At 62.0% G+C, this 26,579-nt stretch carries 31 protein-coding genes; 2 read left to right on the plus strand and 29 right to left on the minus strand.

The features are described from left to right. Nucleotides 1-3: 3 nt before the first annotated feature. From ccmE to ccmA, 5 genes are all read right to left on the minus strand, one after another. On the minus strand, nucleotides 4-459 hold the full coding sequence (gene ccmE / locus AACY45_RS22130; protein ID WP_159994420.1) for a cytochrome c maturation protein CcmE: 456 nt from the start codon (nucleotides 457-459) through the stop codon (nucleotides 4-6). Then, nucleotides 456-632 carry a heme exporter protein CcmD gene (gene ccmD / locus AACY45_RS22135; RefSeq protein WP_095169953.1) on the minus strand — a complete coding sequence of 59 codons (177 nt, stop codon included), beginning with the start codon at nucleotides 630-632 and terminating at the stop codon, nucleotides 456-458. The genes ccmE and ccmD overlap by 4 nt, the downstream gene beginning before the upstream one ends. Further along, on the minus strand, nucleotides 629-1,384 hold the full coding sequence (locus AACY45_RS22140) for a heme ABC transporter permease (protein WP_095169954.1): 756 nt from the start codon (nucleotides 1,382-1,384) through the stop codon (nucleotides 629-631). The genes ccmD and AACY45_RS22140 overlap by 4 nt, the downstream gene beginning before the upstream one ends. A 77-nt stretch (nucleotides 1,385-1,461) precedes the next feature. Then, nucleotides 1,462-2,130 carry a heme exporter protein CcmB gene (gene ccmB / locus AACY45_RS22145; protein ID WP_095169955.1) on the minus strand — a complete coding sequence of 223 codons (669 nt, stop codon included), beginning with the start codon at nucleotides 2,128-2,130 and terminating at the stop codon, nucleotides 1,462-1,464. Further along, a complete protein-coding gene (ccmA, locus tag AACY45_RS22150) occupies nucleotides 2,127-2,708 on the minus strand; it encodes a cytochrome c biogenesis heme-transporting ATPase CcmA (protein ID WP_339547386.1) in 582 nt (193 codons plus the stop codon). Before ccmA ends, ccmB begins: the two co-directional genes overlap by 4 nt. Before the next feature lie 248 nt (nucleotides 2,709-2,956). Here ccmA and fliK point away from each other — a divergent pair, with 248 nt between their 5' ends. Together fliK and AACY45_RS22160 are read left to right on the plus strand one after the other, a co-directional pair. Continuing rightward, nucleotides 2,957-4,522: a flagellar hook-length control protein FliK gene (gene fliK, locus AACY45_RS22155; RefSeq protein WP_339547387.1), complete on the plus strand. Its 1,566-nt coding sequence runs from the start codon at nucleotides 2,957-2,959 to the stop codon at nucleotides 4,520-4,522. Next, the gene (locus AACY45_RS22160; RefSeq protein WP_339547388.1) at nucleotides 4,519-4,848 is read left to right on the plus strand and encodes an EscU/YscU/HrcU family type III secretion system export apparatus switch protein; all 330 of its coding nucleotides are present in this window, start codon (nucleotides 4,519-4,521) and stop codon (nucleotides 4,846-4,848) included. The genes fliK and AACY45_RS22160 overlap by 4 nt, the downstream gene beginning before the upstream one ends. 114 nt (nucleotides 4,849-4,962) lie before the next feature. Here AACY45_RS22160 and AACY45_RS22165 read toward each other — a convergent pair whose 3' ends face one another. From AACY45_RS22165 to fliL, 24 genes are all read right to left on the minus strand, one after another. Continuing rightward, a complete protein-coding gene (locus AACY45_RS22165; RefSeq protein ID WP_339547389.1) occupies nucleotides 4,963-5,475 on the minus strand; it encodes a hypothetical protein in 513 nt (170 codons plus the stop codon). A gap of 225 nt (nucleotides 5,476-5,700) precedes the next feature. Continuing rightward, entirely contained in the window at nucleotides 5,701-6,093 is a 393-nt protein-coding gene (locus tag AACY45_RS22170; RefSeq protein WP_339547390.1) for a DUF2802 domain-containing protein, read from the minus strand. Beyond that, a complete protein-coding gene (locus tag AACY45_RS22175) occupies nucleotides 6,094-6,579 on the minus strand; it encodes a chemotaxis protein CheW (RefSeq protein ID WP_095169961.1) in 486 nt (161 codons plus the stop codon). Between the two features lie 76 nt (nucleotides 6,580-6,655). Next, nucleotides 6,656-7,480 (minus strand): CheW domain-containing protein, encoded by an 825-nt coding sequence (locus AACY45_RS22180; RefSeq protein ID WP_339547391.1) that lies wholly within the window; start codon nucleotides 7,478-7,480, stop codon nucleotides 6,656-6,658. Nucleotide 7,481: 1 nt separating this feature from the next. Further along, nucleotides 7,482-8,270: a ParA family protein gene (locus tag AACY45_RS22185; protein WP_339547392.1), complete on the minus strand. Its 789-nt coding sequence runs from the start codon at nucleotides 8,268-8,270 to the stop codon at nucleotides 7,482-7,484. A 43-nt stretch (nucleotides 8,271-8,313) separates the two neighbouring features. Further along, nucleotides 8,314-9,207 carry a flagellar motor protein MotD gene (gene motD / locus AACY45_RS22190; protein ID WP_339547393.1) on the minus strand — a complete coding sequence of 298 codons (894 nt, stop codon included), beginning with the start codon at nucleotides 9,205-9,207 and terminating at the stop codon, nucleotides 8,314-8,316. A gap of 15 nt (nucleotides 9,208-9,222) precedes the next feature. Then, nucleotides 9,223-9,963: a flagellar motor protein gene (locus tag AACY45_RS22195; protein ID WP_339547394.1), complete on the minus strand. Its 741-nt coding sequence runs from the start codon at nucleotides 9,961-9,963 to the stop codon at nucleotides 9,223-9,225. Then, complete coding sequence (locus AACY45_RS22200; RefSeq protein WP_339547395.1) at nucleotides 9,963-11,105, minus strand: protein-glutamate methylesterase/protein-glutamine glutaminase; 1,143 nt, start codon at nucleotides 11,103-11,105, stop codon at nucleotides 9,963-9,965. The genes AACY45_RS22195 and AACY45_RS22200 overlap by 1 nt, the downstream gene beginning before the upstream one ends. 51 nt (nucleotides 11,106-11,156) lie before the next feature. Then, complete coding sequence (locus AACY45_RS22205) at nucleotides 11,157-13,370, minus strand: chemotaxis protein CheA (protein WP_339547396.1); 2,214 nt, start codon at nucleotides 13,368-13,370, stop codon at nucleotides 11,157-11,159. Between the two features lie 14 nt (nucleotides 13,371-13,384). Then, nucleotides 13,385-14,173 carry a protein phosphatase CheZ gene (locus AACY45_RS22210; protein WP_339547397.1) on the minus strand — a complete coding sequence of 263 codons (789 nt, stop codon included), beginning with the start codon at nucleotides 14,171-14,173 and terminating at the stop codon, nucleotides 13,385-13,387. Nucleotides 14,174-14,195: 22 nt separating this feature from the next. Further along, complete coding sequence (locus AACY45_RS22215) at nucleotides 14,196-14,567, minus strand: chemotaxis response regulator CheY (RefSeq protein ID WP_339547398.1); 372 nt, start codon at nucleotides 14,565-14,567, stop codon at nucleotides 14,196-14,198. A gap of 165 nt (nucleotides 14,568-14,732) precedes the next feature. Continuing rightward, on the minus strand, nucleotides 14,733-15,473 hold the full coding sequence (gene fliA / locus AACY45_RS22220; protein WP_339547399.1) for an RNA polymerase sigma factor FliA: 741 nt from the start codon (nucleotides 15,471-15,473) through the stop codon (nucleotides 14,733-14,735). Further along, nucleotides 15,470-16,300 (minus strand): flagellar synthesis regulator FleN, encoded by an 831-nt coding sequence (gene fleN, locus AACY45_RS22225; RefSeq protein WP_339547400.1) that lies wholly within the window; start codon nucleotides 16,298-16,300, stop codon nucleotides 15,470-15,472. Before fleN ends, fliA begins: the two co-directional genes overlap by 4 nt. Before the next feature lie 114 nt (nucleotides 16,301-16,414). Next, nucleotides 16,415-17,740, minus strand: coding sequence for a flagellar biosynthesis protein FlhF (gene flhF, locus AACY45_RS22230; RefSeq protein ID WP_339547401.1), 1,326 nt, complete (start codon nucleotides 17,738-17,740; stop codon nucleotides 16,415-16,417). A gap of 11 nt (nucleotides 17,741-17,751) precedes the next feature. Further along, nucleotides 17,752-19,881, minus strand: coding sequence for a flagellar biosynthesis protein FlhA (gene flhA, locus AACY45_RS22235; protein ID WP_339547402.1), 2,130 nt, complete (start codon nucleotides 19,879-19,881; stop codon nucleotides 17,752-17,754). Between the two features lie 203 nt (nucleotides 19,882-20,084). Then, nucleotides 20,085-20,654 carry a hypothetical protein gene (locus tag AACY45_RS22240; protein ID WP_339547403.1) on the minus strand — a complete coding sequence of 190 codons (570 nt, stop codon included), beginning with the start codon at nucleotides 20,652-20,654 and terminating at the stop codon, nucleotides 20,085-20,087. A 203-nt stretch (nucleotides 20,655-20,857) separates the two neighbouring features. After that, the gene (flhB, locus tag AACY45_RS22245) at nucleotides 20,858-21,997 is read right to left on the minus strand and encodes a flagellar biosynthesis protein FlhB (RefSeq protein WP_339547404.1); all 1,140 of its coding nucleotides are present in this window, start codon (nucleotides 21,995-21,997) and stop codon (nucleotides 20,858-20,860) included. Between the two features lie 3 nt (nucleotides 21,998-22,000). Then, nucleotides 22,001-22,783 (minus strand): flagellar biosynthetic protein FliR, encoded by a 783-nt coding sequence (gene fliR / locus AACY45_RS22250; protein ID WP_339547405.1) that lies wholly within the window; start codon nucleotides 22,781-22,783, stop codon nucleotides 22,001-22,003. 3 nt (nucleotides 22,784-22,786) lie between these two features. Continuing rightward, nucleotides 22,787-23,056 (minus strand): flagellar biosynthesis protein FliQ, encoded by a 270-nt coding sequence (gene fliQ, locus AACY45_RS22255; protein ID WP_027621022.1) that lies wholly within the window; start codon nucleotides 23,054-23,056, stop codon nucleotides 22,787-22,789. A gap of 24 nt (nucleotides 23,057-23,080) precedes the next feature. Beyond that, nucleotides 23,081-23,830 carry a flagellar type III secretion system pore protein FliP gene (fliP, locus tag AACY45_RS22260; protein ID WP_339547406.1) on the minus strand — a complete coding sequence of 250 codons (750 nt, stop codon included), beginning with the start codon at nucleotides 23,828-23,830 and terminating at the stop codon, nucleotides 23,081-23,083. Further along, a complete protein-coding gene (gene fliO / locus AACY45_RS22265) occupies nucleotides 23,830-24,216 on the minus strand; it encodes a flagellar biosynthetic protein FliO (RefSeq protein WP_339547410.1) in 387 nt (128 codons plus the stop codon). The genes fliP and fliO overlap by 1 nt, the downstream gene beginning before the upstream one ends. 45 nt (nucleotides 24,217-24,261) lie before the next feature. Continuing rightward, nucleotides 24,262-24,720 carry a flagellar motor switch protein FliN gene (fliN, locus tag AACY45_RS22270; RefSeq protein ID WP_339547407.1) on the minus strand — a complete coding sequence of 153 codons (459 nt, stop codon included), beginning with the start codon at nucleotides 24,718-24,720 and terminating at the stop codon, nucleotides 24,262-24,264. 54 nt (nucleotides 24,721-24,774) lie between these two features. After that, complete coding sequence (fliM, locus tag AACY45_RS22275; protein WP_339547408.1) at nucleotides 24,775-25,743, minus strand: flagellar motor switch protein FliM; 969 nt, start codon at nucleotides 25,741-25,743, stop codon at nucleotides 24,775-24,777. A gap of 9 nt (nucleotides 25,744-25,752) precedes the next feature. After that, a complete protein-coding gene (fliL, locus tag AACY45_RS22280; protein ID WP_339547409.1) occupies nucleotides 25,753-26,253 on the minus strand; it encodes a flagellar basal body-associated protein FliL in 501 nt (166 codons plus the stop codon). Nucleotides 26,254-26,579 lie beyond the last annotated feature (326 nt).

A 26,579-nucleotide genomic window follows, 5' to 3' on the forward strand; every position in this document is an offset into this window, starting at 1 on the left:
GGATCAACCCTCCTTCACGGGTGTCGGGGCGGATTGACCACTGTCTTTGAGCGCCTTGGTCACTTCCGGCGGCATGTACTTCTCGTCGTGCTTGGCCAGCACTTCGTCAGCCACCACCACGCCCTCGGCATTCAATTTGCCCAGGGCGACGATGCCCTGCCCTTCGCGGAACAGGTCCGGGAGGATGCCGCGGTAGGTGATGGTCACGGATTTGTTGAAGTCGGTGACGACGAACCTCACGTCCAGCGAATCGCCGGAGCGTTTCAGGGAACCGGCCTCGACCATCCCACCGGCGCGGATGCGCGTGTCTTGCGGGGCTTCGCCATTGGCGATCTGGGTCGGGGTGTAGAACAGGTTGATGTTTTGCTGCAAGGCACTCAAGGCCAGGCCGACAGCAGCGCCGACCCCCACCAGGATCGCGAGAATGATGAGCAGACGTTTTTTACGCAGCGGATTCACTTGCTGTTCTCCCGGCGCAGACGACGCGCCTCTTGTTGCAGATAACGCTTGCGGGCCAGGATCGGCGCGACCACGTTGAGGGCCAGTACCGCCAGGCAGATGCCATAGGCCGACCAGACATAAAGACCGTGATGGCCCATGGCGAGGAAGTCGCCCAATGAAGCAAAACTCATGAGGCGGCCTCCAGGCTGTTTTGCACTTCGGCTTTCACCCAACTGGCCCGGGCTTCGCGCTTGAGCACTTCAAGGCGCATGCGCAGCAACAGCACCGCGCCGAAGAAACAGTAGAAACCCAACACCGTCAGCAGCAGCGGCAGCCACATTTCCACCGGCATGGCCGGCTTTTCAGTGAGGGTGAAGGTCGCGCCCTGGTGCAGGGTGTTCCACCACTCCACCGAATACTTGATGATCGGGATGTTGATCACCCCGACAATCGCCAGCACCGCGCAGGCCTTGGCGGCGCTGTCACGATTGCTGATGGCGTTGCCCAGCGCAATGAGACCGAAGTACAGGAACAGCAGGATCAGCATCGACGTTAGTCGCGCATCCCAGACCCACCACGACCCCCAGGTCGGCTTGCCCCAGATCGCCCCGGTGACCAGCGCCACGGCGGTCATCCAGGCACCGATGGGGGCCGCGCATTGCAGGGCGACGTCGGCCAGTTTCATCTTCCACACCAGCCCGACGATGCCGCAGACCGCCAGCATCACATACACCGACTGCGCCAGCATGGCCGCCGGCACGTGAATGTAGATGATCCTGAAGCTGTTGCCTTGCTGGTAGTCCGGCGGTGCGAACGCCAGGCCCCAGACCACTCCAATGCCGATCAGCAACACGGCGGCGATACTCAGCCAGGGCAGCATTTTGCCGCTGATGCCGTAAAACCACTTGGGCGAGCCGAGCTTGTGAAACCAGGTCCAGTTCATTGCTGTTTCCATCACGGTTGCTTTTCGTCAACACGAAAAGCCAGGGTCTTTACTGGTCGTTTTTTGACCAGACCTCATTATTCGCCGACGCTGATCTTCAGGCCAGCAGCTATTGCAAAGGGTGTCAGGGTAACTGCCAGGGCGGTCAGGCTCCCAAGCCACAGCAGATACCCGGTCGCCGGCATGCCCTGAAGTGCCGCCTGCAAGGCGCCACTGCCCAGGATCAACACCGGGATATACAACGGCAGAATCAACAGCGCCAGCAGCAAGCCGCCACGCTTCAAACCCACCGTCAGCGCCGCGCCGACCGCACCGAGCAGGCTCAGCACCGGTGTACCCAGCAACAGCGACAAGAGCAAAACCGGCAGACAGGCGGCAGGCAAACCGAGCATCAAGGCCAGCAACGGCGCAAGCAATACCAGTGCCAGGCCGGAAAACGCCCAGTGTGCCAGTACCTTGGCCAAAACCAGAAGAGCCAGGGGGTGCGACGAAAGGACCCACTGCTCAAGGGATCCGTCCTCGAAATCACTGCGGAAAAGCCCGTCCAGCGAGAGCAAAACCGATAAAAGGGCCGCTACCCAGACCAGGCCAGGAGACAAGGTTTGCAACAATTGAGTCTCAGGTCCCACCGCCAATGGAAACAATGCGACAACAATTGCGAAAAATACCAGGGGGTTGGCCAGCTCCGCCGGACGGCGACACAACAACCGGGCCTCACGGGCCACCAACAGCGCAAAAACACTCATACAGCCCATTGCCCCAGATCAATATCGCGGTAACCGGCCGGCATCCGGGTCATGGTGTGGTGAGTGGTCAGAATCACCATGCCGCCCTGTTCACAGTGGGCGGCCAGGTGCCCTTCCAACTGGGCGACACCTTGCTTGTCCAGGGCGGTGAACGGCTCGTCGAGGACCCACAGCGCCGGGCTGTCGAGGTACAAGCGCGCCAGGGCCACCCGGCGTTGCTGACCGGCGGACAGGGTATGGCACGGCACGTCTTCAAATCCGCGCAGCCCGACGGCCGCCAGTGCCTGCCAGATGGCCTCGCGGCTGGCCGGCTGGTGCAGGGCGCAGAGCCAACTGAGGTTCTCTTCGGCGCTCAGCAGGTCCTTGATGCCGGCGGCATGGCCGATCCACAACAGGTTGTGGGCCAGCTCCGTGCGCTGGCTGTGCAGCGGCTCGCCATTGAGCAGCACCTGGCCGCTGGTCGGCTGCATCAGGCCGGCGAGCAGGCGCAGCAGGCTGGTCTTGCCGCTGCCATTGGGGCCGCTGATCTGCAGCATGTCACCGCGATCCAGACGCAATCCGAGGTTTTCGAAGAGCATCCGCCAGTCTCGCTCACAGGCGAGCGCTACGGCTTCTAGTAGAGGGATGGTCAAGAGATCGCGGGCCTTTACGGTTCAAGTCGGCAGTGGATCGGCCGTTAAAGTGGTGCAGCATAGATGCATTGACGGCCTGCTCCAGAGAGCTGGGTCAACATTTATGGTGTTTTCGCCACGCGTCCTTGGAGACGGGCGGCATTATACATGTCATGTCCTACTCTCAAGAGGGCAATTTCGACAGGGTGTGACCGATGACCGCTGAGATCAACCTTCCTCCCCTGCCCCCCGCGGCACCTGCCACGCCGCGCCCGCAGGCCAGTGGCGAGGTGCTCAAGCTGCTGACCCCGGTGGACGGCCTGATCGGTGCCGGGCAGAGCGCCAAGGCCGAAGTCCTGTCACTCAAGCAGGACCAGCAGATGTTCCAGCTGCTGCTCAAGATCACCCTGGCCGGCGGGCGCCAGACCACCGTATCGGCCACCAGCAGCCTGCCATTGGCCCTGGGTGCCAGCCTGGCCATCACCCAACCCTCGGCCGGCAGCCTGGCCATCAGTCCACTCTCCAGCCAGACCAGCAATGCCGCGGCCCTGTCGCGCATTGACACCACACAATTGCCGGTGGGCACCCTGCTGCAGGGCAAGGTGCTGACCACCCAGTTACAGCCGCAGACCCCGGGGCAACCGGCGGTGTACCGCTCGATGGTCAGCCTGCTCAACAGCGCGCTCAGCGGCAGCACCCTGAACATCGACAGCCCGCAGCCGCTGCGCATCGGCACCCTGCTCAGTGCCCAGGTCCAGGACGCGCACACCTTAAGCTTCGTGCCCCTGAGCACTCGCCAGGAACAACTGGCGATCAGCCAACAGTTGCACACCCAGCAGAGTCGCCAAGGTTCACTGGACGCGGTGTTCAAGGCCTTGCAGAACCTGCCGGCCGATGGGCAATCCCCTGAAGTTCGCGCCAGCGTCGACAAACTGCTTGCCAGCCTGCCCGAGATCCAGCACCTGACCAGTGCCAAGGGGCTGGCGCAAGCGCTGCTCAACAGCGGGCTGTTTCTCGAAAGCCGATTGCTCGCCGGACAGCATCCGGCGCCGGCAGACGACCTCAAGGGCAATCTGTTGCGCCTGATCGCCCAACTGGCCCCCGGCCTGCCGACCAACCCCAGCTTCAATGCCGCGTTGGCCGCCAACACCCTGGCCCAGGCCCTGCCGAGCTTTGTGCGCAACGCCCTCGGCACCCTCGGCCAAGTCAGCGCCAAACCGGCACCGGGTGGCTTCCCCCTGCCCTCGCGGCTGCTGCAGAACCTGACCGAGGAAGGCGACCTGGAACACCTGCTGCGCCTGGCCGCCGCCGCGATCTCGCGCCTGCAAAGCCACCAATTGTCGAGCCTGGAGCAGACCGGCATGACCGAGGACGGCCGCCTGCAAACCACCTGGCAACTGGAAATCCCCATGCGCAACCTGCAGGACATCGTGCCGCTGCAGGTCAAGGTGCAGCGCGAAGACCCACCGCCCAGGGACCCCAAGGAAAAACCCGCCGAACGCGAAGCCCGCCAGCACCTGTGGCGGGTCGACCTGGCGTTCGACCTCGAGCCCCTGGGGCCACTGCAGGTGCAGGCGCAACTGGTGCGCGGCAGCCTGTCCAGCCAGCTCTGGGCCGAACGCCCCTACACCGCCAGCCTGATCGAGCAGCACCTGGACCACTTGCGTGCGCAACTGCATGCCTGCGGCCTCAACGTCGGCGACCTCGACTGCCACCTCGGCATCCCTCCCCAAGGCCCACAAACCCGTCTCGAACAACGCTGGGTGGACGACACCGCATGAACCACAACAACCCGCCCCGCCAGGCCATCGCCCTCAAATACGACGGCCAGCACGCCCCCACGCTCACCGGCAAAGGCGACGACGCCCTGGCCGAAGCCATCCTGAAAATCGCCCGCGAGCATGAGGTTCCGATCTACGAGAATGCTGAACTGGTGCGCCTGCTGGCGCGGATGGAGTTGGGCGACAGCATCCCGGAAGAGCTGTACCGCACCATTGCCGAGATCATTGCGTTTGCCTGGAATCTGAAGGGCAAGTTTCCTCAAGGGCATGATCTGGACTCGAAGCAGCTTGAGAAAGACATCAGCCATCGCGGGGATGACTACTGAAGTGTCAGCGCCCACAGATTGGGGGGTGTATGCAAGATCTGCAAGCACTGCACATTACCGTGGGAGCTTGCTCGCGATGGGGCCGGCACCAGCAGCAGGCATAGCACCTGGCAGTCAGCCCTTGTGCATCTTGCTCATCAATTCCGATGGCGTGATGCTTTCAAACTTGAAAAACCGCAAAAGCTTGAGACTGCGACCAACAATCAATCCATTGATTAGACCAGCCCCCAGTGCCGACCATGCCGATTCATTGGCCATTTCCGGATACATCGCTGCCTGATAGCCAAGGTAGTAACGCCATGCAAAGAAACCCCAATACACCATCAGCACCTTGACTGTACCGCCCAACTCCAACGCTTCCCCCACGCACTTCACATTCGTGTACGAGTAAAAACACAATGCGGCTAACCATCCTGCCAATAGCCCGAGTGCATAGGCCGATAGTGGAATGACTACACCTGGGGAGAGATCCAACGAAACCACGGACAGGGTCACGAATATCACCGGTGTGATCTGCAATGACCTTTTCGATACGTAATTCTTGAAGCAGGCGATGACACCGTAATAAGTCAGGATCAGAAAAACCGCATAAACCCACAGCGGTGTACCGCGCAAAATGTCGATCATCAACCTTCCTGGGACTGAATATGTTTGAACAAATCAAACTACTAATGACGGGTTACGACCACAAGATAGCGGGGTCTGAAAAAGCTAAGGGCCGGAGACTACGACAGCGTAATCCCCATCTGAGGATAGAGAGGAATGCTTGGTTCACGGGTGTGGGGCGGCCCGGGAGCCGCTCCGCTTGCCCGCGATGGGGCCGGTGCCAGCAACATGCCTAGCACCTGACACTCAGCCCTTGTGCATCTTGCTCATCAACTCCGCCTCGGCCTGGGTCAAGCCGCAGGAGTGGGTCAGTTCGTCGACGCTGGCGCCCATGCCCACCAGGCGCGCGGCCTGGGCGAATGACAGGCTGGTCGGGTCGCGCTGTTCGATCCGGGTCAATTTGTCCGGCAACGGCTCGACCAGCACCCGCAATTCTTGCAGCTCTTCACCCATGCGCACCGTACCGTCCTGGTAATGATCGACGCGCCGGGCCAGTTCCTTGATCCGCTGGTCACGCAGCGCATCGGCCTGGGCCACGGCCACGGCCAGTACCCGCTGTTTGCGGGTATAGGCGAGGAAAATCGCCAGGGTGCCGATCCACAGCAACCCCAGGACAGTAACAGCCACTTCGAGAATCAATCAGATACTCTCCAGGTCCGACCACTCTTCCTCGCTCATCATCTTGTCCAGCTCGACCAGGATCAGCAGTTCGTTGTTCTTGTTGCACACGCCCTGGATGAACTTGGCCGACTCGTCGTTGCCGACGTTGGGCGCGGTCTCGATTTCCGACTGACGCAGGTAAACCACTTCCGCCACGCTGTCGACCATGATCCCGACCACTTGCTTGTCGGCCTCGATGATCACGATGCGGGTGTTGTCGCTGATCTCGGCATTCATCAGGCCGAAGCGCTGGCGGGTGTCGATCACGGTGACCACGTTGCCGCGCAGGTTGATGATGCCCAGCACGTAGCTGGGCGCACCCGGCACTGGCGCGATCTCGGTGTAGCGCAGGACTTCCTGGACGCGCATCACGTTGATGCCGTAGGTTTCATTGTCCAGCTTGAAGGTTACCCATTGCAGGATCGGATCTTCGGAACCCTTTGCAGACGACGCCTTATCATTCATACCCTGACCCCTTAAAAAAACCGCCGGTGGCGGTGTGTGTTCTGCCTGGCCGCCACGACGGGCCGCCAGCGGCTTGTTATGTCAGTGAGTGCAGCGGCTTGCGCGCGCCCATGTGTTTGGCCCCGCCGCTGGCGATCAACTCGGCCAGTTGCGCGACATCGAGCAAGGCGCACATGTGTTCGATCACGGTGCCGGCCAGCCATGGCCGTTGCCCGCGATGACTGCGCCATTTGATTTCATTGGGGTTCAGGCGCAACGAGCGGCTGACCTGATGCACCGCCAGCCCCCACTCGTAGCCCTGCACCGAGATCACGTATTGCAGGCCCTGGCGAAAGTCGTCGCGGTAGCGATCGGGCATGACCCAGCGCGCGGTATCCAGCACCTTGAGGTTGCCGGCCTGGCTCGGCAGGATCCCCAGGAACCACTCCGGCTGGCCGAACAGAGGCGTCAGCTCATGGCCGGCCAGGGGATAGATCGAGCCCAGGCACACCAGCGGCACCGCCAGGGTCAAACCCGCCACGTCGAACAACAGGCATTCGAACGGCTCGGCAGCCCAGCTCGGCCGGCCCTCGCTGTCCACGGGCGGTAGCGTGTTGCTCGGCGGCAGGTGCACCTCGGCCACCGGCTCGACCAGCGTATGCAGGGCGGCCGGAGCGACCACAGCCTCCACCAACGTCACCAGGGGAGCCTCGACCACCGGAGGCAGAGCGTCGCGCGCCTGCTCTTGCAGCACCGCCGCCTGGAACTCGTCCAGCGCCCCTTGAGCTTCGATCGCCTCGCGTACTTCGATGACCTCGGCCACCTCCGCAGGTGGCTCTTCGGTGGCGTCCTGCAGCAGGGCGTCAAGATAGGATTGCAGCGCCAGTTGCGGGCGTGAGGTGGTTTTCAGCGGCCGGTTCATCTCAAGCCACCTGCGCGACAAGTTGCTGCGCCAGTAAGTGCTTGAGCAACGAACGATAGGCCAGCACACCACGGCTCTTGCCGTCGAACTGCGAAGGCGTGAGGCCGGCACGGCTGGCATCGCGCAGCCGGGTGTCGACCGGGATATAGCCCTGCCAGATGTCATCCGGGTACCGATCACGCAGCACCCGCAGGGTGCCCAGGGAGGCCTGGGTGCGACGGTCGAACAGGGTCGGCACAATGCTGAACGGCAACGCCTGTTTGCGCGAACGGTTGATCATCGCCAGGGTGTTGACCATACGCTCCAGGCCCTTGACTGCCAGGTGCTCGGTCTGCACCGGGATCACCAGTTGCTGGCTTGCCGCCAAGGCATTGACCATCAGCACGCCGAGCAACGGCGGGCTGTCGATCAGTGCGTAATCAAAATCCTGCCACAACTGCGCCAGGCTCTTGGCAATCACCAGGCCCAGGCCGCTCTTGCCCGGCGACTGGCGCTCCAGGGTGGCCAGCGCGGTGCTCGACGGCAGCAGGGAAATGCGTTCGTCGCTGGTGGGCAACAACAATTGCCCGGGCAGGCCTTGCGGCACGCTGCCGCCGTGCAGGAACAGGTCGTAACAGCTGTGCTCCAGGGTGTCCGGGTCGTAACCGAAGTAACTGGTCATGGAGCCGTGGGGGTCGAGATCGACCACGACCACGCGCTTGCCCGCCTCAGCCAGCAACCCGGCTAACGCGATGGAGGAAGTGGTTTTACCAACACCACCCTTTTGATTGGCAACTGCCCAGACTCTCATTCAGTTCGTTCCTCCCGGTCGTATGGGGCAACCGAGAAATAGCTCAACGTGGCAAGCCGGGTGACGGAGAATTGACGGCGTTCTGCGCCCCCGGCGACTTGACCTGGGTCGGTGCAGTTTGTGTGCCAGCCCGCTGCAATGCCGCATCCGGTTGTGCATGGGCGGTACCGGTACCGGTCAGGCTGCGTCGCACATCGAGGTTGCGCGAGATCACCAGCACCACCCGTCGGTTGCGCGCCCGCCCCTCGGCGGTGGCGTTGTTGGCCACCGGCTGGAACTCGCCATACCCCACCGACGCCAGGCGCTGCGGGTTGACGCCCTGCATCGCGAGCATGCGCACGATGCTCGCCGAGCGGGCCGAGGACAGCTCCCAGTTGGTCGGGTACTGCGCCGTGCGGATCGGCAGGTCATCGGTGAAACCTTCGACGTGAATCGGGTTATCGAACGGTTTGAGGATGGCCGCGACCTTATCGATGATGTTGAACGCAATGTCGCTGGGCATGGCATCACCGCTGCCGAACAACAGGCTGGAATTGAGCTCGATCTCGACCCACAATTCGTTGCCGCGGATCGTCATCTGGTTGGCACTGAGCAGGTCGCCGAAGGCCGCGCTGATGTCATCGGCGATGCGCTTGAGCGGGTCGTCAGCGGCCTGGGCAATGCCCGCGTCGAGCTGCTCGCTGTCCTTGACCAGCGGCTTGGCCGGGGTCACGGTCTGCGGCCGTTCATCACCGATGGGGATCGGCTTGAGGGCCCGGTCGGCGTCGGTGAACACGCCGATCAGCGCCTCGGAGATCACCTTGTACTTGCCTTCGTTGATCGAGGAGATGGAATACATCACCACAAAAAAGGCGAACAGCAAGGTAATGAAGTCAGCGTAGGACACCAGCCAGCGTTCATGGTTGACGGGTTCTTCAGTGTAGCGCCGACGTGCCATGCCCCTTGCCCCCCATCAGTCCATGAAGCCCTGAAGCTTGAGTTCGATGGAACGAGGGTTTTCACCTTCGGCGATCGACAGAATGCCTTCGAGCAGCATTTCCCGATACCGCGACTGACGCAGAGCGATGGCCTTGAGTTTGCTGGCGATCGGCAGCAGCACCAGGTTGGCACTGGCCACCCCGTAGATGGTCGCGACGAAGGCCACGGCAATGCCGCTGCCCAGTTGCGACGGATCGGCCAGATTGCCCATGACATGGATCAGGCCCATCACTGCGCCGATGATGCCGATGGTCGGGGCGTACCCGCCCATGCTTTCAAAGACCTTGGCCGCTTCGATGTCGCGGCTTTCCTGGGTGTAGAAATCCACTTCCAGGATGCTGCGGATCGCCTCCGGCTCCGCGCCATCGACCAACAATTGCAGGCCCTTGCGCGAATAGCTGTCGGGTTCCGCATCCGCCACGCCCTCGAGGCCCAGCAGGCCTTCCTTGCGCGCGGTCAGACTCCAGTTGACGACCCGATCGATGCCGCCCGCCAGGTCGACCCGTGGCGGAAACAAAATCCACACCAGAATCTGCATGGCACGCTTGAAGGCGCTCATCGGTGACTGCAGCAGCGCCGCGCCAAGGGTCCCGCCGAGCACGATCAGGGCGGCCGGGCCGTTGGCCAGGGCACCCAGGTGCCCGCCTTCGAGGTAGTTGCCGCCGATGATGGCGACAAACGCCATGATGATCCCGATCAGGCTCAGCACATCCATCAGAGGCACGCCTCGGCCAGGTGCTTGCCGATCTCGTCGAGGTCGTAGATGGCATCGGCCAGGTTGGCTTTGACGATGGCCATCGGCATGCCGTAGATCACGCAGCTGGCTTCATCCTGGGCCCAGATGGCACTGCCGCTCTGTTTGAGCAGGCGCGCGCCTTCCCGACCGTCGGCGCCCATGCCGGTGAGTACCACCGCCAGAACTTTGTCGCCGTAGGACTTGGCCGCCGAACCGAAGGTGATATCCACGCACGGCTTGTAGTTCAGACGCTCGTCACCGGGGAGGATTTTCACCGCACCACGGCCATCGATCATCATTTGTTTGCCGCCAGGCGCCAGCAAGGCCAGGCCCGGACGCAGGATGTCGCCATCCTCGGCTTCCTTGACGCTGATCCGGCACAGCTTGTCCAGGCGCTCGGCGAAGGCCTTGGTAAAGGCCGCCGGCATGTGCTGGACCAGCACGATGGGCGCCGGGAAGTTGGCCGGCAACTGGGTCAGCACGCGCTGCAGGGCCACCGGGCCGCCCGTGGAGGTACCGATGGCCACCAGCTTGTAGGCCTTGCGCTTGGGCGCGGGCGACGACGGCGCGGCTGCCGCAACACGGGTTGGCGCGGGCGCCACTGCCGGACGGGGTGCCGGGCTGCTGCCGGCAAAACCGCTGACCGGCGCAGGGGCTGGGGCCGGCGACGCAACCGGCGTCGGCGCCACCGCTGTCGGTGCCCGATAGGCACTGAAACGCCGGTTACTGCGCGAAATGCTGTGGACCTTCTCGCACAGCAGTTGCTTGACCTTCTCCGGGTTGCGCGAGATGTCTTCGAAATTCTTCGGCAGGAAGTCCACCGCGCCGGCGTCCAGCGCGTCGAGGGTGACCCGAGCGCCTTCATGGGTCAGCGAGGAGAACATCAACACCGGGGTCGGGCAGCGCTGCATGATATGCCGCACCGCCGTGATGCCATCCATCATCGGCATCTCGTAGTCCATGGTGATCACGTCGGGCTTGAGGGCCAGCGCCTGATCAATCGCCTCTTTGCCATTGGTCGCGGTACCGACCACCTGGATGTTCGGGTCCGCCGAAAGGATTTCCGAGACGCGGCGGCGGAAAAAACCGGAATCATCCACCACCAGGACTTTGACTGCCATAAACACTCCATATAGGCGCAACGGGGCGCCAGGCGCCCCACTCCACCAGAATCAAATACGCCGCGTGGCGTAACGCTTGAGCATGCTCGGGACATCGAGAATCAACGCGATGCGACCGTCACCGGTAATGGTGGCGCCCGACATGCCCGGCGTTCCCTGGAGCATTTTGCCCAATGGCTTGATGACCACTTCTTCCTGGCCGACCAGTTGATCGACGACAAAGCCGATCCGCTGGGTGCCCACCGAAAGGATCACCACGTGGCCCTCGCGCTGCTCTTCATGAGCGGCGGAGGCGACCAGCCAGCGCTTGAGGTAAAACAGCGGCAAGGCCTTGTCCCGCACGATCACCACTTCCTGGCCGTCGACCACGTTAGTGCGCGACAGGTCGAGGTGGAAAATCTCGTTGACGTTGACCAGCGGGAACGCGAAGGCCTGGTTGCCGAGCATGACCATCAGGGTCGGCATGATCGCCAGGGTCAACGGCACCTTGATCACGATCTTCGAACCCTGGCCCTTGGTCGAGTAGATGTTGATCGAGCCATTGAGCTGGGAAATCTTGGTTTTCACCACGTCCATGCCCACGCCACGCCCCGACACATCGGAGATCTCGGTCTTGGTCGAGAAACCCGGGGCGAAGATCAGGTTGTAGCATTCGGTGTCGCTCAGGCGCTCGGCCGCGTCCTTGTCCATCACCCCGCGTTTCACCGCGATGGCGCGCAGGACGTTGGGGTCCATGCCTTTGCCGTCGTCGGAGATCGACAACAGGATGTGATCACCCTCCTGCTCGGCCGCCAGCACCACTTTGCCGCCCCGGGACTTGCCCGCGGCTTCGCGTTCCTGCGGCGACTCGATGCCGTGGTCGACGGCGTTGCGCACCAAGTGCACCAGCGGGTCGGCCAGGGCCTCGACGAGGTTCTTGTCCAGATCGGTTTCTTCGCCGACCAGTTCCAGGTTGATCTCTTTCTTGAGCTGGCGGGCCAGGTCGCGAACCAGGCGCGGGAAGCGCCCGAACACTTTCTTGATCGGCTGCATGCGGGTCTTCATGACCGCGGTCTGCAGGTCCGCAGTCACCACGTCGAGGTTCGACACCGCCTTGGACATGGCTTCGTCGCCGCTGTTGAGCCCCAGGCGTACCAGGCGGTTACGCACCAGTACCAGTTCGCCCACCATGTTCATGATTTCGTCCAGGCGCGCGGTGTCCACCCGCACGGTGGTCTCGGCTTCGCTGGCCGGCTTTTCCGCCGGTGGCGCAGACTGGGCACGGGCGGGGGCCGGTTTGGCGACGGGTGCCTTGGCGGCCGGGGCCACGGCTTTGGCCGCCACCGCTGCAGCCGGCGCGGCACTGACCGCAGCGGTCTCGGCATTGCCGGCGACATGGCTGAACGTGCCCTTGCCGTGCAACTCGTCGAGCAGGGATTCGAACTCGTGATCGGAGATCAGGTCGCTGCCCACCGCCGCCGCTTCAGGGGCGACAGCTGCCGGAACCGAAGCAATCGCCGACTCCAGCGCTTCAACGGCAAAGTTACCCTTGCCGTGCAACTGGTCGAGCAAGGCTTCGAATTCGTCGTCGGTAATGTCGCTGCTTTCGGCCGCAACCACCGGTGCAACCGGCTCGACCGGAGGCGAGAGGCTGTCCACGGCGAACTGGCCTTTGCCGTGCAACTGGTCGAGCAACGACTCGAACTCGGCATCGGTGATTTCATCACTGCCGGTCGCCGCTACCGGTGCCTGGACCACAGGCGCCTCGGCTTGCGCCTTGACCGCATTCAGCGAGTCGAGCAGTTGTTCAAACTCGTTATCGGTGATGTCGCCATCGTCGCTGGCGGCGACCGGTTCCTCGGGGGCTGGCGCAAGCGCTGCCACCTCGTCGGCCGATTGCGGTTCCGCCAGGCGCGCCAGGGCCGCCAGCAGTTCGGCAGTCGCGGCAGTGACCGGTGCGCGCTCGCGCACTTCGCTGAACATGCCGTTGACCGCGTCCAACGCTTCGAGCACCACGTCCATCAGCTCCGAGTCGACGCGCCGCTCACCCTTGCGCAGGATGTCGAAGACGTTCTCGGCGATGTGGCAGCACTCCACCAACTCGTTGAGCTGGAGGAAGCCGGCGCCCCCTTTTACAGTGTGAAAACCGCGAAAAATTGCATTGAGCAGGTCCGCATCATCCGGTCGGCTTTCCAGCTCGACCAGTTGTTCGGACAGTTGCTCCAGAATCTCGCCGGCCTCAACCAGAAAATCCTGAAGGATCTCTTCATCGGCGCCGAAGCTCATGTGTAGGGGTGCTCCTAGAATCCAAGGCTGGAAAGCAAATCGTCGACATCGTCCTGACCGGACATCACGTCATCACGTTTATCGGCATGAATCTGCGGACCTTCACCCTGCGCCAGATGTTTTTGCGGATTTTTTTCCGCGAGGATCGCTGCACGGTCATGTTCGATGCCGGCAAAGCGGTCGACCTGGCTGGCCATCAGCACCAGTTTCAGCAGATTGCTCTCCACTTCCGTGACCAGTTGGGTCACGCGCTTGATCACCTGACCGGTCAGGTCCTGGTAATCCTGGGCCAGCAGAATGTCGTTGAGGTTGCCCGCCACGACCTGGCTGTGGCTGGCGCTGCGGCTCAGGAAACCATCGACGCGCCGAGCCAGCTCACGGAACTCTTCAGCCCCCACTTCACGGCGCATGAAACGCCCCCAGTCCGCGCTCAACGCCTGGGCATCGGTCCCCAGGGCATTAACCAGCGGCGTGCTGTTCTCCACCAGGTCCATGGTGCGATTGGCCGCCGCTTCGGTCAGTTTGACCACATACCCCAGGCGCTCGGTGGCGTCGGTGATCTGCGAGACTTCCTCGGCTTGTGGCATGTTCGGGTCAATCTGGAAATTGACGATCGCACTGTGCAGCTCACGAGTGAGCTTGCCCACTTCCCGGTACAAGCCGCGGTCACGGGTCTGGTTGAGCTCATGGATCAGTTGCACAGCGTCGCCGAACTTGCCCTTTTCCAGGCTTTCGACCAATTCGACCGCGTGTTTTTTCAGGGTCGATTCAAAATCGCCCTGTGAAATCTCTCGTTGTTCCATAGCTCCCCCGTGGCGCCAGTCATCAACCGATGCGTTCGAAAATCTTCTCGATCTTCTCTTTCAACGCCTGGGCGGTGAACGGCTTGACCACGTAGCCGTTAACACCGGCCTGGGCCGCTTCGATGATCTGCTCGCGCTTGGCTTCAGCGGTCACCATCAACACGGGCAAATGCTTGAGCTTTTCGTTGGCGCGCACGTGGCGCAGCAGGTCGATACCGGTCATGCCCGGCATGTTCCAGTCCGTGACCAGAAAGTCGATGCTGCCACTGTTGAGCACAGGGATGGCGGTAGTGCCGTCGTCTGCCTCGACCGTGTTGGTGAACCCGAGGTCACGCAACAGGTTTTTAATGATCCGCCGCATCGTTGAGAAGTCATCAACGATGAGGATTTTCATGTTCTTGTCCAATTCGACCTCCAAGCAGTCTTAAACGCGCCCAGCACCTGGGCACGCCATTCAATCAACAGGCAGAGCACTCAACGACGGTTTGGAGCACAACGGATGATGACCGCGCCAGCCCAAGGCTGTCGCGGTGTCGTTCGCAGTGTCCCCACACTGCTGTCAGCGCGCTCGCCACTCTCCCAAACGCCCCCGCAAACGGGCTGCGCACTGGCTGTGTAACTGGCTGACCCGCGATTCGCTGACCCCCAGGACCTCACCGATTTCCTTGAGGTTCAGCTCCTCGTCGTAGTACAGCGCCAACACCAGTCGCTCACGCTCCGGCAAATTGGCAATCGCGTCCGCCAGCGCCGCCTGGAAGCGTTCATCCTCCAGGTCACGCGACGGCTCGAGATGAGCACTCGCGCCATCCTCATGCAGCCCTTCATGCTCGCCGTCCTGCAACAGGTCGTCGAAACTGAACAGGCGACTGCCCAAGGTGTCATTCAAAATCCCGTAATAATCGTCGAGACTCAATTGGAGTTCGGCCGCAACCTCGTGATCTTTAGCGTCACGTCCGGTTTTAGCTTCAATTGAGCGAATCGCGTCGCTGACCATGCGGGTATTGCGGTGCACCGAGCGTGGCGCCCAGTCACCTTTACGGACCTCGTCGAGCATCGCCCCGCGGATGCGGATCCCGGCGTAGGTTTCGAAACTGGCGCCTTTGCTGGCGTCGTACTTGGTCGACACTTCAAGCAGGCCGATCATCCCGGCCTGGATCAGGTCTTCGACCTGGACACTGGCCGGCAGACGCGCCAGCAAGTGATAGGCAATGCGTTTTACCAGTGGCGCGTAACGCTCGATCAGCTCGTACTGCGCGTCACGCGCCGATTGCTTGTACAGGTTGTAGCCAGTGGCTGTCATAGCACCGGACCCGCCGTCTGTTGCACCAGGCGCTCCACAAAAAACTCCAGATGCCCGCGCGGATTGGCGGGCAATGGCCAGGTATCGACTTTCTGCGCGATGGCGCGGAAGGCCAGGGCGCACTTGGAACGAGGAAAGGCTTCGTACACCGCACGCTGCTTTTGCACCGCCTTGCGTACACTTTCGTCGTAGGGCACCGCTCCGACGTATTGTAGGGCGACATCCAGGAAGCGGTCCGTGACCTTGGTCAACTTGGCGAACAGGTTGCGCCCTTCCTGCGGGCTTTGCGCCATGTTGGCCAACACGCGGAAGCGGTTCATGCCGTAGTCACGGTTGAGCAACTTGATCAGGGCGTAGGCGTCGGTGATCGAGGTCGGCTCGTCGCAGACCACCAGCAGCACTTCCTGGGCAGCGCGGACAAAACTGACCACCGACTCGCCGATCCCGGCGGCAGTGTCGATCACCAGCACGTCGAGGTTGTCGCCGATGTCGCTGAACGCCTGGATCAGGCCCGCGTGCTGGGCCGGGCTCAGGTGCACCATGCTCTGGGTCCCGGAGGCCGCCGGCACGATACGAATCCCGCCGGGCCCCTGCAGCAGCACGTCGCGTAGTTCGCAGCGGCCCTCGATCACGTCGGCCAGGGTGTGCTTGGGCGTCAGCCCCAGCAGCACATCGACGTTCGCCAGCCCCAGGTCGGCGTCCAGCAACATGACGCGCCGGCCGAGCTCTGCCAGAGCCAGGGACAAGTTCACTGAAACGTTAGTCTTACCGACGCCACCCTTGCCGCCGGTCACCGCGATCACCTGTACGGGATGCATGCTGCCCATGTGCTTTCTATACCTTGTCTTGCTTAGACGCGGGCTACATGACTGGCTGCGCGTTCCCTGGGGAACAATGCATGGCAGGCCATCGATGTAGATACAAATCTAGTCATTATTACCTCAGCCGACCCGTTTGGTCGGGCTGTGGTAGAGATCAGCGAACATATCAGCCATGGCTTCTTCGCTGGGTTCTTCCTGCATTTGTACACTCACGGCGCGACTGACCAACTGATGGCGGCGCGGCAGATGCAGGTCATCCGGGATACGCGGCCCATCGGTCAGATAGGCCACCGGTAATGCGTGACTGATCGCCAGGCTCAAGACCTCGCCCAGACTTGCCGTTTCGTCCAGTTTAGTCAGGATGCAGCCGGCCAGCCCGCAGCGTTTATAACTGTGGTAGGCGGCCGTCAGCACCTGCTTCTGGCTGGTGGTGGCCAGGACCAGATAATTCTTCGATTTGATCCCGCGACCGGCCAGGCTTTCCAGCTGCATGCGCAAGGCCGGGTCGCTGGCCTGCAGGCCCGCGGTGTCGATCAACACCACGCGCTTGCGCAGCAGTGGGTCCAGGGCCTGGGCCAGGGACTGGCCCGGATCCAAGTGGGTCACCGACACGTTGAGGATGCGCCCCAGGGTCTTGAGCTGTTCCTGGGCGCCGATGCGGTAGCTGTCCATGCTCACCAGGGCGATGTTCTGCGCGCCGTACTTGAGCACATAACGCGCCGCCAGCTTGGCCAGGGTGGTGGTCTTGCCCATGCCGGCCGGGCCGACCATGGCAATCACTCCGCCCTCTTCCAGGGGTTCGATCTCGGGGGTGACGATCATCCGCGCCAGGTGCGCCAGCAGCATGCGCCAGGCCTGGCGAGGTTCTTCAATACTGGTGGTCAGTTCCAAAAGGTCGCGGGACAACGGACCGGACAGGCCAATGCGCTGCAGTCGGCGCCAGAGGTTGGCCTGCTGCGGATGGCGGCCTTGCAGTTGGTTCCAGGCCAGGGAGCCGAGTTGCACTTCGAGCAACTCGCGCAAGCCGTTGAGTTCCGAGCGCATCGAATCGTAGGCACGCGGGTCGATGGCCGCCGCCGGGGCTGGCGCCGGGGCAGGACGTGGCGGCTCGGACAGGGTCGGTTCGATCAAGGGTTCGGCGGCGGTCAGCGGCAGGCCGGCAAACAGCTGGCGACTGGCGTGTTCGCCCGCCTCGCCTTCCCCACGCAAGCTCAATTCGGCCTGGGCGGTGACAATGCGCGACTGGGTCTTGCGCAGCTCGTCCTCGAGCTCAATGTTCGGCACCCGCGGCGCCAGGGCCGACAGCTTGTAATCCAGGGCCGCCATCAGCTCGACACCGCCGGCGATGCGGCGGTTGCCGATGATCGCGGCATCGGCGCCCAGCTCATCACGAACCAGCTTCATGGCCTGACGCATATCGGCGGCGAAAAAACGCTTAACTTGCATAAACCACTACCTCAGCCGTTGGGCCCTACTGTCGCAACGATGGTCACTTGCTTGTTGTCAGGAATTTCCTGATAGGCCAACACATGCAACCCCGGGACTGCCAGGCGTCCGAACCGCGAGAGCATCGCGCGAACCGGACTTGCGACCAACAGAATCACCGGGTGACCTTGCATTTCCTGACGCTGGGCCGCGTCGATCAACGAACGCTGCAGCTTCTCGGCCATGCTTGGCTCCAGCAAGACACCCTCATCGGCGCCCTGCCCGGCCTTTTGAATACTATTGAGCAATATTTGTTCCAACCTTGGCTCCAAGGTGATCACAGGCAGCTCGGACTCAGTGCCTACAATGCTTTGCACGATAGCGCGGGACAGGCCGACGCGCACGGCCGCGACCAAAGCGGCGGTATCTTGACTCTTGGCGGCATTGTTGGCGATCGCCTCGGCAATGCTGCGGATGTCGCGTACCGGCACCTGTTCGGCCAACAGCGCCTGCAGCACTTTGAGCAGCTGCGACAGCGACAACACCCCCGGCACCAGCTCCTCGGCCAGTTTTGGCGAGCTCTTGGCCAGCAATTGCATGAGCTGCTGGACTTCCTCGTGACCGATCAGCTCGCTGGAATGCTTGTACAGAATCTGGTTCAGGTGCGTGGCCACCACCGTACTGGCATCGACCACCGTGTACCCCAGCGATTGCGCCTGGGAACGCTGGCTGACTTCGATCCACACCGCCTCCAGGCCAAAGGCCGGATCTTTGGCGGTAATCCCGTTGAGGGTGCCGAACACCTGCCCCGGGTTGATCGCCAGTTCGCGGTCCGGGTAAATCTCCGCCTCGGCCAGGATCACCCCCATCAGGGTCAGGCGATAGGCACTGGGCGCCAGGTCGAGGTTGTCGCGGATATGCACGGTGGGCATCAGGAAACCCAGGTCCTGGGACAGTTTCTTGCGCACGCCCTTGATCCGCGCCAGCAATTGCCCGCCCTGGTTGCGATCCACCAGGGGAATCAGGCGGTAGCCGACTTCCAGGCCAATCATGTCGATCGGCGTCACGTCGTCCCAGCCCAGCTCCTTGGTTTCCATGGCCCGCGCCGGCGAAGGCAGCAGTTCCTGCTGGCGCTGGACTTCTTCCAGGGCCTTGACCTTGAGGGTGTTCTGCTTCTTCCAGAACAGGTAGGCGCCGCCTGCGGCGAGGGCCGCCATGCTGAGGAAGGCAAAGTGCGGCATGCCCGGGACAATGCCCATCACCGCCATCAGGCCGGCCGAAACGGCCAGGGCCTTGGGCGAGGCGAACATCTGCCGATTGATCTGCTTGCCCATGTCCTCGGAGCCCGAGGCACGGGTGACCATGATCGCCGCAGCGGTGGACAACAGCAGTGATGGCAATTGCGCCACCAAACCGTCACCGATGGTCAGCAAGGCGTACACCCGACCGGCATCACCAAAGGTCATGCCGTGCTGGAAGATCCCCACCGCTATACCGCCGATCAGGTTGATGAACAGGATCAACAGGCCGGCAATGGCGTCGCCGCGCACGAACTTGCTGGCACCGTCCATCGAGCCGTAGAACTCGGCTTCCTGGGCGACCTCGGTACGACGGGTCTTGGCCTGGCCCTGATCGATCAGGCCGGCGTTGAGGTCGGCGTCGATCGCCATCTGCTTGCCGGGCATCGCGTCGAGGGTGAAACGTGCGCTGACCTCGGAAATCCGCCCGGCGCCCTTGGTCACCACCACGAAATTGATGATCATCAGGATCGCGAACACCACGATACCGACCACGTAGTTACCGCCGATCACCACCTCGCCAAAGGCCTGGATCACCTTGCCCGCGGCGTCGTGCCCGTCCTGGCCGTGGAGCATCACCACCCGCGTCGACGCCACATTGAGCGCCAGGCGCAGCAGCGTCGCCACCAGCAAAATGGTCGGGAACACCGCGAAATCCAGGGGCCGCAAGGCGTACACACAGACCAGCAGCACCACGATCGACAGGGCAATGTTGAAGGTGAAGAACACGTCGAGCAGGAACGGCGGGATCGGCAACATCATCATTGCCAGCATGACCAACAGCAACAGCGGCACGCCCAGATTGCCTCGACTGAGGTCTGCCACGTTGCTGCGGGCACTGTTGAGTAGTTGAGAGCGATCCACCGGTATTCCCCGTTCCTTGAAGCAAACTTTTGACGCCAGAAGCGGGCGCAGGGCGGCTACTGCAAGAAGCTTTCCAACTTTTTGCCTTAGGGATAACCAAAGGGGGTATTTCTTGCAAGCGGATCGCTGGAGGCGAGCGCGCGCCCCCCCGCGATGTTTTGAACCCATTCAAAGATTGCCCGCAATGAGCAACGGCTTTTTTATTACGATGACACGATTATGTGGGAGCCGCGAATACCAAAACCGTCCGCTAGATCCCCGCCGAATCCGAAGTCACGCAGGGTTTTCTTCTCACCCGTAGATGGCTTGAATGCCCATCTTTTATTCTCCTCCGCGAGGTCTGACGTCCAACTCCATCGATCAAGCGAGGGGGCTTTACCATAGTTAAGAAAGTACGCATTCCATTCTTTCAGTGAGGGAATCCGTCCTTGCTGCCGTTCTGCCGCCTCTTTGCATCGCGTATAAGTGCTAAACGCCCCGGTGCCAAAGAGGTATTCGACATTTGAAACCTGAACAGGATAAGAAGCCGTCTGACCGTCGGCCGCCGTTACAGTTACCACCGCCTTACCATCCCGACGCGAAATAACTTGGCCGCAGACCTCATCCACCTCGACATTGTCAGAGTCACTTGAGTACCGGAACGGTTCGCTGCCGCTGGAGGGTACCCTTACACCAAACGACTTGGGGGGTGGATGGGTGGGGGTAATTTCACTATTACGAAACAGCCAGCCATCGAGCACCATTAAAGAATCATCAATGATTAATTTCGTCACGATCCAACTCCTTTTAGCTAAAAGAGAAGCCCCCCCCTTTGCACTCAATTCCTCGCAAAGAGGCGCACATACTCGATTCACTCGCCAATCACAGCGCTCTGGAAACATCGAATGAATCAGGCTCCATCAAGCAGCACAACGAGATAATCGTCTACTGTCAGAACTAACAGGTAGCGGCCTTTTTTGGACAAGCGGTAGGCCCCTCAAGCGTCGCGGCGCAAATCCTCCGGGATCGGCAGGTCGTCCTTGAACGGTTCTGGACGCTTGCCTTTGCCCGCACGGAACTGGCGGATCTGGTAGACGTAGGCCAGCACCTGGGCCACCGCCAGGTACAGCCCGCCAGGAATCTCCTGGTCCATTTCGGTGGAGTAGTAGATCGAACGCGCCAGGGCCGGCGATTCGAGCAGCAGCACATTGTTGCTGACCGCGATTTCGCGGATTTTCAGGGCCAGGAAGTCACTGCCCTTGGCCACCAGCATCGGCGCGCCCCCCTTGTCCGGATCGTACTTGAGCGCCACCGCATAGTGGGTCGGGTTGGTGATGACCACGTCGGCGTCGGGAATGGCCGCCATCATCCGCCGCTGGGACATGTCGTGCTGCAACTGGCGGATGCGTTGCTTGACCTCGGGGCGCCCTTCCTGGTCCTTGTGCTCGTCACGGATTTCCTGCTTGGTCATCAGCAACTTCTTGTGGCTCTGGTACAGCTGCACCGGCACGTCGACGGCGGCGATCAGGATCAACCCGCAGGCCATCCACAGCGTACTCCAGCCCACCAGTTGCACACTGTGGATAATCGCCTGCTCCAGCGGCTCATGGGCAATGCGCAACAGATCGTCGATGTCCGCCTTCAATACCGTCAACGCGACGAACAGGATCAGCAGGAACTTGGCCAGCGCCTTGAGCAACTCGATCAGCGCGGTCGAGGAGAACATGCGCTTGAGGCCGTTGGCCGGGTTCATCCGGCTGAACTTGGGCGCCAGGCTGCTGCCGGCGAACAACCAGCCGCCCAGGGAAATCGGGCCGATCAGCGCGGCCAGGAGCAAGGTGATCAACACCGGCTGCACGGCGATGATCGCAATCTTGCCCGAGTGCAGCAGGTACTGGCCCATGGCACCGGGGCTGAGCAGTACGTCGCGGGGCAAGGTGAAGTTCAGGCGCATGATGTCCAGCAAATCCAGGGCCAGGCCCCCGCCGTAGATCAGCAAGCCGCCGGCACCGGCGAGCATCACCGCCAGGGTGTTGAGTTCCTTGGAGCGGGCAATCTCCCCCTTCTCCCGGGCGTCCTTTTTCTTTTTGTCCGTGGGCTCTTCGGTCTTGTCCTGGCCACTCTCGCTCTCGGCCATGGCTCAGCGCGCCTGTGCCATATCGCGCAGCAACTGCAAAGCCTCGGTGGCCAGCGGTTGATACTGATTGAGAATGTCCCCCAGGCTGATCCAGAAGATCACCAGGCCCAGCACCAGGGTCAGCGGAAAGCCGATGGAGAAGATGTTCAACTGCGGCGCCGCGCGGGTCATGATGCCGAAGGCAATATTGACCACCAGCAACGCGGTGATCGCCGGCAGTACCAGCAGCATGGCCGCACCCAGCACCCAGCCGAGCTTGTTGGCGATATCCCAGAAATGATTGACCAGCATGGCGCTGCCCACCGGCAAGGTGGTAAAGCTCTCGGTGACCACTTCAAAGACCACCAGGTGGCCATTCATGCCGAGAAACAACAGGGTCACCAGCATGGTCAGGAACTGCCCGATGACCGCCGCCGACACACCGTTGGTGGGGTCGACCATGGAGGCGAAGCCCATGCCCATCTGGATCGAAATGATCTGCCCGGCAATCACGAAGGCCTGGAAAAACAACTGCAGGGAGAAACCCAGCAGCCCGCCAATCAGGATCTGCTCGGCAATCAGCAGCAGGCCGCTCAAGTCCAGCGCGTTGACCGTGGGCATCGGCGGCAGGCTGGGGGTGATCACCACGGTGATCGCCAGGGCGAAGTACAGGCGGATGCGCTTGGACACCAGGGGGGTGCCGATGATCGGCATGGTCATCAGCAGTGCCGTCACCCTGAACAGTGGCAGCATGAAGCTGGCCACCCAGGTACTGATCTGCGCGTCGGTCAGCGCCAGCAGCGACATGGCCTAGCCGATCAACTGCGGAATACTGCCGTACAGGCGCAGGATGTATTCCATGAAGGTCTGCACCAGCCACGGGCCGGCAACGATCAGCGTGACCAGCATCACCAAAAGGCGCGGCAGGAAGCTGAGGGTCTGCTCGTTGATCTGGGTCGCCGCCTGGAACATCGCCACCAACAGGCCCACCAACAGGCTGGGCACCACCAGCACCGCGACCATCACGGTGGTCAGCCAGAGCGCTTCCCGGAACAGGTCTACCGCTACTTCAGGCGTCATATCGGGCCACTCGCTCGTACCAGGCTAAACACCGCCGAAACTGCCGGCCAGGGTGCCGATGATCAGCGCCCAGCCGTCCACCAGCACAAACAGCATGATCTTGAACGGCAGCGAAATGATCAGCGGCGAGAGCATCATCATGCCCATCGCCATCAGCACACTCGCCACCACCAGGTCGATGATCAGGAACGGAATGAAGATCATGAAACCAATCTGGAACGCGGTCTTGAGCTCCGAAGTGACGAAGGCCGGTACCAGGATGGTCAGCGGCGCCTGGTCCGGCGAGGCGATGTCGGTACGCTTGGACAGGCGCATGAACAGCTCGAGGTCGCTGCTACGGGTCTGGGCCAGCATGAAGTCCTTGATCGGCACCTGGGCCTTGGCCACCGCATCCTGAGCGCTCAATTGCTCCGCCAGATACGGCTGCAAGGCGTCCTGGTTCACCCGGTCGAACACCGGGGCCATGATGAACAGGGTCAGGAACAGCGCCATGCCGGTGAGGATCTGGTTCGACGGTGTCTGCTGCAGGCCCAGGGCCTGACGCAGAATCGAGAAGACAATGATGATCCGGGTGAAGCTGGTCATCAGCATGACGAACGCCGGGATGAAACTCAGCGCGGTCATGATCAGCAGGATCTGCAGGCTGACCGAATATTCCTGGGCGCCATCGGCATTGGTGCCCAGAGTGATCGCCGGGATCGACAGCGGATCGGCAGCCAGCGCCAGGGGCGCCGCCAGCAGCAGGAGCAGCGTCAGGAGGAAACGCAACGGCATTACTTCTTATCCTTGTCTTTACCCAGCAACTCCATCAAGCGCTGGGCAAACTCGGGGGTGGCCTGTTCGTTGCCGGGCACCTGCACCGGCTCTTTAAGGACATGCAACGCGCTGATAGTGCCGGGCGTCAGCCCCAGCAGAATCTGCTCGTTGCCAACCTGCACCAGCACCAGCCGGTCCCGCGGCCCAAGGGCCCGCGAACCGATCAACTCGATCACTTGGCCCCTGCCCGCAGGCCCTGCCTGCTGCACCCGACGCAACAGCCAGGCGAGGAAAAAGATCAGGCCCAACACCAACAGCAGGCCCAGCACCAACTGCGTCAATTGCCCGGCCACCCCGCTGCCGACCGCTGGCGCAGCCACTGCCGCCATCGGCTCGGCCGCCATCACGCTGCCAGGCAAGGCCAGCAACCCACCGAGGAACCTGTTCACTCAGCGCAGCTTCTTGATGCGTTCGCTTGGGCTGATCACGTCCGTCAGGCGGATGCCGAACTTCTCGTTGACCACCACCACTTCGCCATGGGCGATCAGCGTGCCGTTGACCAGTACGTCGAGGGGCTCGCCTGCCAGGCGATCAAGTTCGATCACCGAGCCCTGGTTGAGCTGCAACAGGTTCCGGATGTTGATGTCGGTACTGCCGACTTCCATCGAGATCGATACCGGGATGTCCAGGATCACGTCCAGGTTCGGTCCGTCCAGCGTCACCGGGCCGTTGTTTTTCGGCACGCTGCCGAACTCTTCCATCGGCAGACGGTTGGACGGCGAACTGACCGCATCGGCCGCCAGCAGGGCATCGATATCGTCCTGTCCGACATCACCGGCTTCTTCCAGCGCAGCGGCCCATTCATCAGCCAGGGCCTGGTCGTCCTGGGCATTCATATCGTTAACCATCATTTGTCCTCGGCGAGCAGCAAGCATTTAAAAACGAGTGGAGAGCAACGCCGCTCAGCGGCGCTCGATGGGTTCGATCACTTGCAACGCCAGGTTGCCCTTGTGGGACCCCATCTTGACCTTGAAAGCCGGCACGCCATTGGCGCGCATGATCATGTCTTCGGGCATGTCCACCGGGATCACGTCGCCCGGCTGCATGTGCAGGATGTCGCGCAGGCGCAATTGGCGGCGGGCGACGGTGGCGCTCAAGGGCACATCGACGTCCATCACGTCCTGGCGCAGGGCGTTGACCCAGCGCTCGTCCTGGTCGTCGAGGTCGGACTGGAAACCGGCATCGAGCATTTCCCGTACCGGCTCGATCATCGAGTACGGCATGGTCACGTGCAGGTCGCCGCCACCGCCGTCGAGTTCGATGTGGAAGGTGGAAACCACCACCGCTTCACTGGGGCCGACGATGTTGGCCATGGCCGGGTTCACTTCCGAGTTGATGTACTCGAAATTGACTTCCATGATTGCCTGCCAGGCTTCCTTCAAGTCGGTGAAAGCCTGCTCCAGCACCATGCGCACCACGCGCAATTCGGTGGGGGTGAATTCACGCCCTTCGATCTTGGCGTGACGCCCGTCGCCGCCGAAGAAGTTATCCACCAGCTTGAACACCAGCTTGGCGTCGAGAATGAACAGGGCCGTGCCGCGCAGGGGCTTGATCTTGACCAGGTTGAGGCTGGTGGGCACGTACAGCGAATGCACGTACTCGCCGAACTTCATCACCTGCACCCCACCCACGGCCACATCGGCCGAACGCCGGAGCATGTTGAACATGCTGATGCGGGTGTAGCGGGCAAACCGTTCGTTGATCATTTCCAGGGTCGGCATGCGCCCCCGGACGATCCGGTCCTGACTGGTCAGGTCATAGCTTTTGACGCTGCCCGGTTCGGCAACGGTGTCGGTCTGTACCAGACCATCGTCGACGCCATGCAGCAGCGCGTCGATCTCATCCTGGGACAGCAGGTCCTGCACGGCCATGTCGTGTTCCTACTGCAGTACGAAATTAGTAAAGAGCAACTGCTCGACCACAACTTTGCCGACTTCTTTCTGCGCCACTTCCTGCACGCTGGCAGTGGCTTTCTGACGCAGCATTTCCTGGCCGACCGGGGTGGCCAGGTTGTCGAAGCGCTGCCCGGAGAACAGCATCACCAGGTTGTTGCGGATCACCGGCATGTGCACTTTCAAGGCGTCCAGATCAGCCTGGTTTCGCGCCTGCAGGGTAATGCTCACCTGCATGTAGCGCTGGCGACCGTTCTGGTTGTAGTTGGCGATGAAGGCCGGGGCCATGGCTTCGTAGATGGCCGCAGGCTTGGCATTGCTGGCCGCATCCGCCGCGGGCTCGGGCGTGCTCTGGGCACTGTGCATGAAGTACCAGGTCGCGCCCACGGACAGGCCGATGGCCAGCACCAAGGCCGCGGCAATCACCAGGATCAGCTTGAGTTTGCCTTTGCCGGCGGGATCTTTTACTGCTGCGTCGCTCTTCGCCATGCCAATAATCCGTCACTATTCGGGTTTTCACAGTCGCACGGCAAGGCAAGAGCAAGTGTTATGCCAGAAGTGTCGGGATAGGCTGGTTTCACTGTGTGTGGGACGGGGCGGGTGCCCGCTTGCGGCCTGCTCACGATGGTCGCCACCAATGACGCCTGCTGCCTGGATGACCGCGGCGCACTTGCGGTCTTCGCGAGCAGGCTCGCTCCCACATCTATGGTTACCCCCTTTTCTGCAATACTGTTTCTGATGTCGTGTTTGGCTTGCTTTCATCTATTCGGCGTCTGAGTGGGGGAGCTACCCCGCGCCTCGATGAGAATCGATGC

Source organism: Pseudomonas sp. RA_35y_Pfl2_P32, assembly GCF_963970735.1.
Classification (GTDB): domain Bacteria; phylum Pseudomonadota; class Gammaproteobacteria; order Pseudomonadales; family Pseudomonadaceae; genus Aquipseudomonas.

Excerpts from the sequence above, each read along its gene's own strand:
- ccmD (WP_095169953.1), bottom strand. The coding sequence starts at position 632 with ATGAGTTTTGCTTCATTGGGCGACTTCCTCGCCATGGGCCATCACGGT.
- AACY45_RS22140 (WP_095169954.1), bottom strand. The coding sequence starts at position 1,384 with ATGAACTGGACCTGGTTTCACAAGCTCGGCTCGCCCAAGTGGTTTTAC.
- ccmB (WP_095169955.1), bottom strand. The coding sequence starts at position 2,130 with ATGAGTGTTTTTGCGCTGTTGGTGGCCCGTGAGGCCCGGTTGTTGTGT.
- ccmA (WP_339547386.1), bottom strand. The coding sequence starts at position 2,708 with ATGCTCTTCGAAAACCTCGGATTGCGTCTGGATCGCGGTGACATGCTG.
- fliK (WP_339547387.1), top strand. The coding sequence starts at position 2,957 with ATGACCGCTGAGATCAACCTTCCTCCCCTGCCCCCCGCGGCACCTGCC.
- AACY45_RS22160 (WP_339547388.1), top strand. The coding sequence starts at position 4,519 with ATGAACCACAACAACCCGCCCCGCCAGGCCATCGCCCTCAAATACGAC.
- AACY45_RS22165 (WP_339547389.1), bottom strand. The coding sequence starts at position 5,475 with ATGATCGACATTTTGCGCGGTACACCGCTGTGGGTTTATGCGGTTTTT.
- AACY45_RS22175 (WP_095169961.1), bottom strand. The coding sequence starts at position 6,579 with ATGAATGATAAGGCGTCGTCTGCAAAGGGTTCCGAAGATCCGATCCTG.
- AACY45_RS22180 (WP_339547391.1), bottom strand. The coding sequence starts at position 7,480 with ATGAACCGGCCGCTGAAAACCACCTCACGCCCGCAACTGGCGCTGCAA.
- AACY45_RS22185 (WP_339547392.1), bottom strand. The coding sequence starts at position 8,270 with ATGAGAGTCTGGGCAGTTGCCAATCAAAAGGGTGGTGTTGGTAAAACC.
- motD (WP_339547393.1), bottom strand. The coding sequence starts at position 9,207 with ATGGCACGTCGGCGCTACACTGAAGAACCCGTCAACCATGAACGCTGG.
- AACY45_RS22195 (WP_339547394.1), bottom strand. The coding sequence starts at position 9,963 with ATGGATGTGCTGAGCCTGATCGGGATCATCATGGCGTTTGTCGCCATC.
- AACY45_RS22200 (WP_339547395.1), bottom strand. The coding sequence starts at position 11,105 with ATGGCAGTCAAAGTCCTGGTGGTGGATGATTCCGGTTTTTTCCGCCGC.
- AACY45_RS22205 (WP_339547396.1), bottom strand. The coding sequence starts at position 13,370 with ATGAGCTTCGGCGCCGATGAAGAGATCCTTCAGGATTTTCTGGTTGAG.
- AACY45_RS22210 (WP_339547397.1), bottom strand. The coding sequence starts at position 14,173 with ATGGAACAACGAGAGATTTCACAGGGCGATTTTGAATCGACCCTGAAA.
- AACY45_RS22215 (WP_339547398.1), bottom strand. The coding sequence starts at position 14,567 with ATGAAAATCCTCATCGTTGATGACTTCTCAACGATGCGGCGGATCATT.
- fliA (WP_339547399.1), bottom strand. The coding sequence starts at position 15,473 with ATGACAGCCACTGGCTACAACCTGTACAAGCAATCGGCGCGTGACGCG.
- fleN (WP_339547400.1), bottom strand. The coding sequence starts at position 16,300 with ATGGGCAGCATGCATCCCGTACAGGTGATCGCGGTGACCGGCGGCAAG.
- flhF (WP_339547401.1), bottom strand. The coding sequence starts at position 17,740 with ATGCAAGTTAAGCGTTTTTTCGCCGCCGATATGCGTCAGGCCATGAAG.
- flhB (WP_339547404.1), bottom strand. The coding sequence starts at position 21,997 with ATGGCCGAGAGCGAGAGTGGCCAGGACAAGACCGAAGAGCCCACGGAC.
- fliR (WP_339547405.1), bottom strand. The coding sequence starts at position 22,783 with ATGTCGCTGCTGGCGCTGACCGACGCGCAGATCAGTACCTGGGTGGCC.
- fliQ (WP_027621022.1), bottom strand. The coding sequence starts at position 23,056 with ATGACGCCTGAAGTAGCGGTAGACCTGTTCCGGGAAGCGCTCTGGCTG.
- fliP (WP_339547406.1), bottom strand. The coding sequence starts at position 23,830 with ATGCCGTTGCGTTTCCTCCTGACGCTGCTCCTGCTGCTGGCGGCGCCC.
- fliO (WP_339547410.1), bottom strand. The coding sequence starts at position 24,216 with ATGGCGGCCGAGCCGATGGCGGCAGTGGCTGCGCCAGCGGTCGGCAGC.
- fliN (WP_339547407.1), bottom strand. The coding sequence starts at position 24,720 with ATGGTTAACGATATGAATGCCCAGGACGACCAGGCCCTGGCTGATGAA.
- fliM (WP_339547408.1), bottom strand. The coding sequence starts at position 25,743 with ATGGCCGTGCAGGACCTGCTGTCCCAGGATGAGATCGACGCGCTGCTG.
- fliL (WP_339547409.1), bottom strand. The coding sequence starts at position 26,253 with ATGGCGAAGAGCGACGCAGCAGTAAAAGATCCCGCCGGCAAAGGCAAA.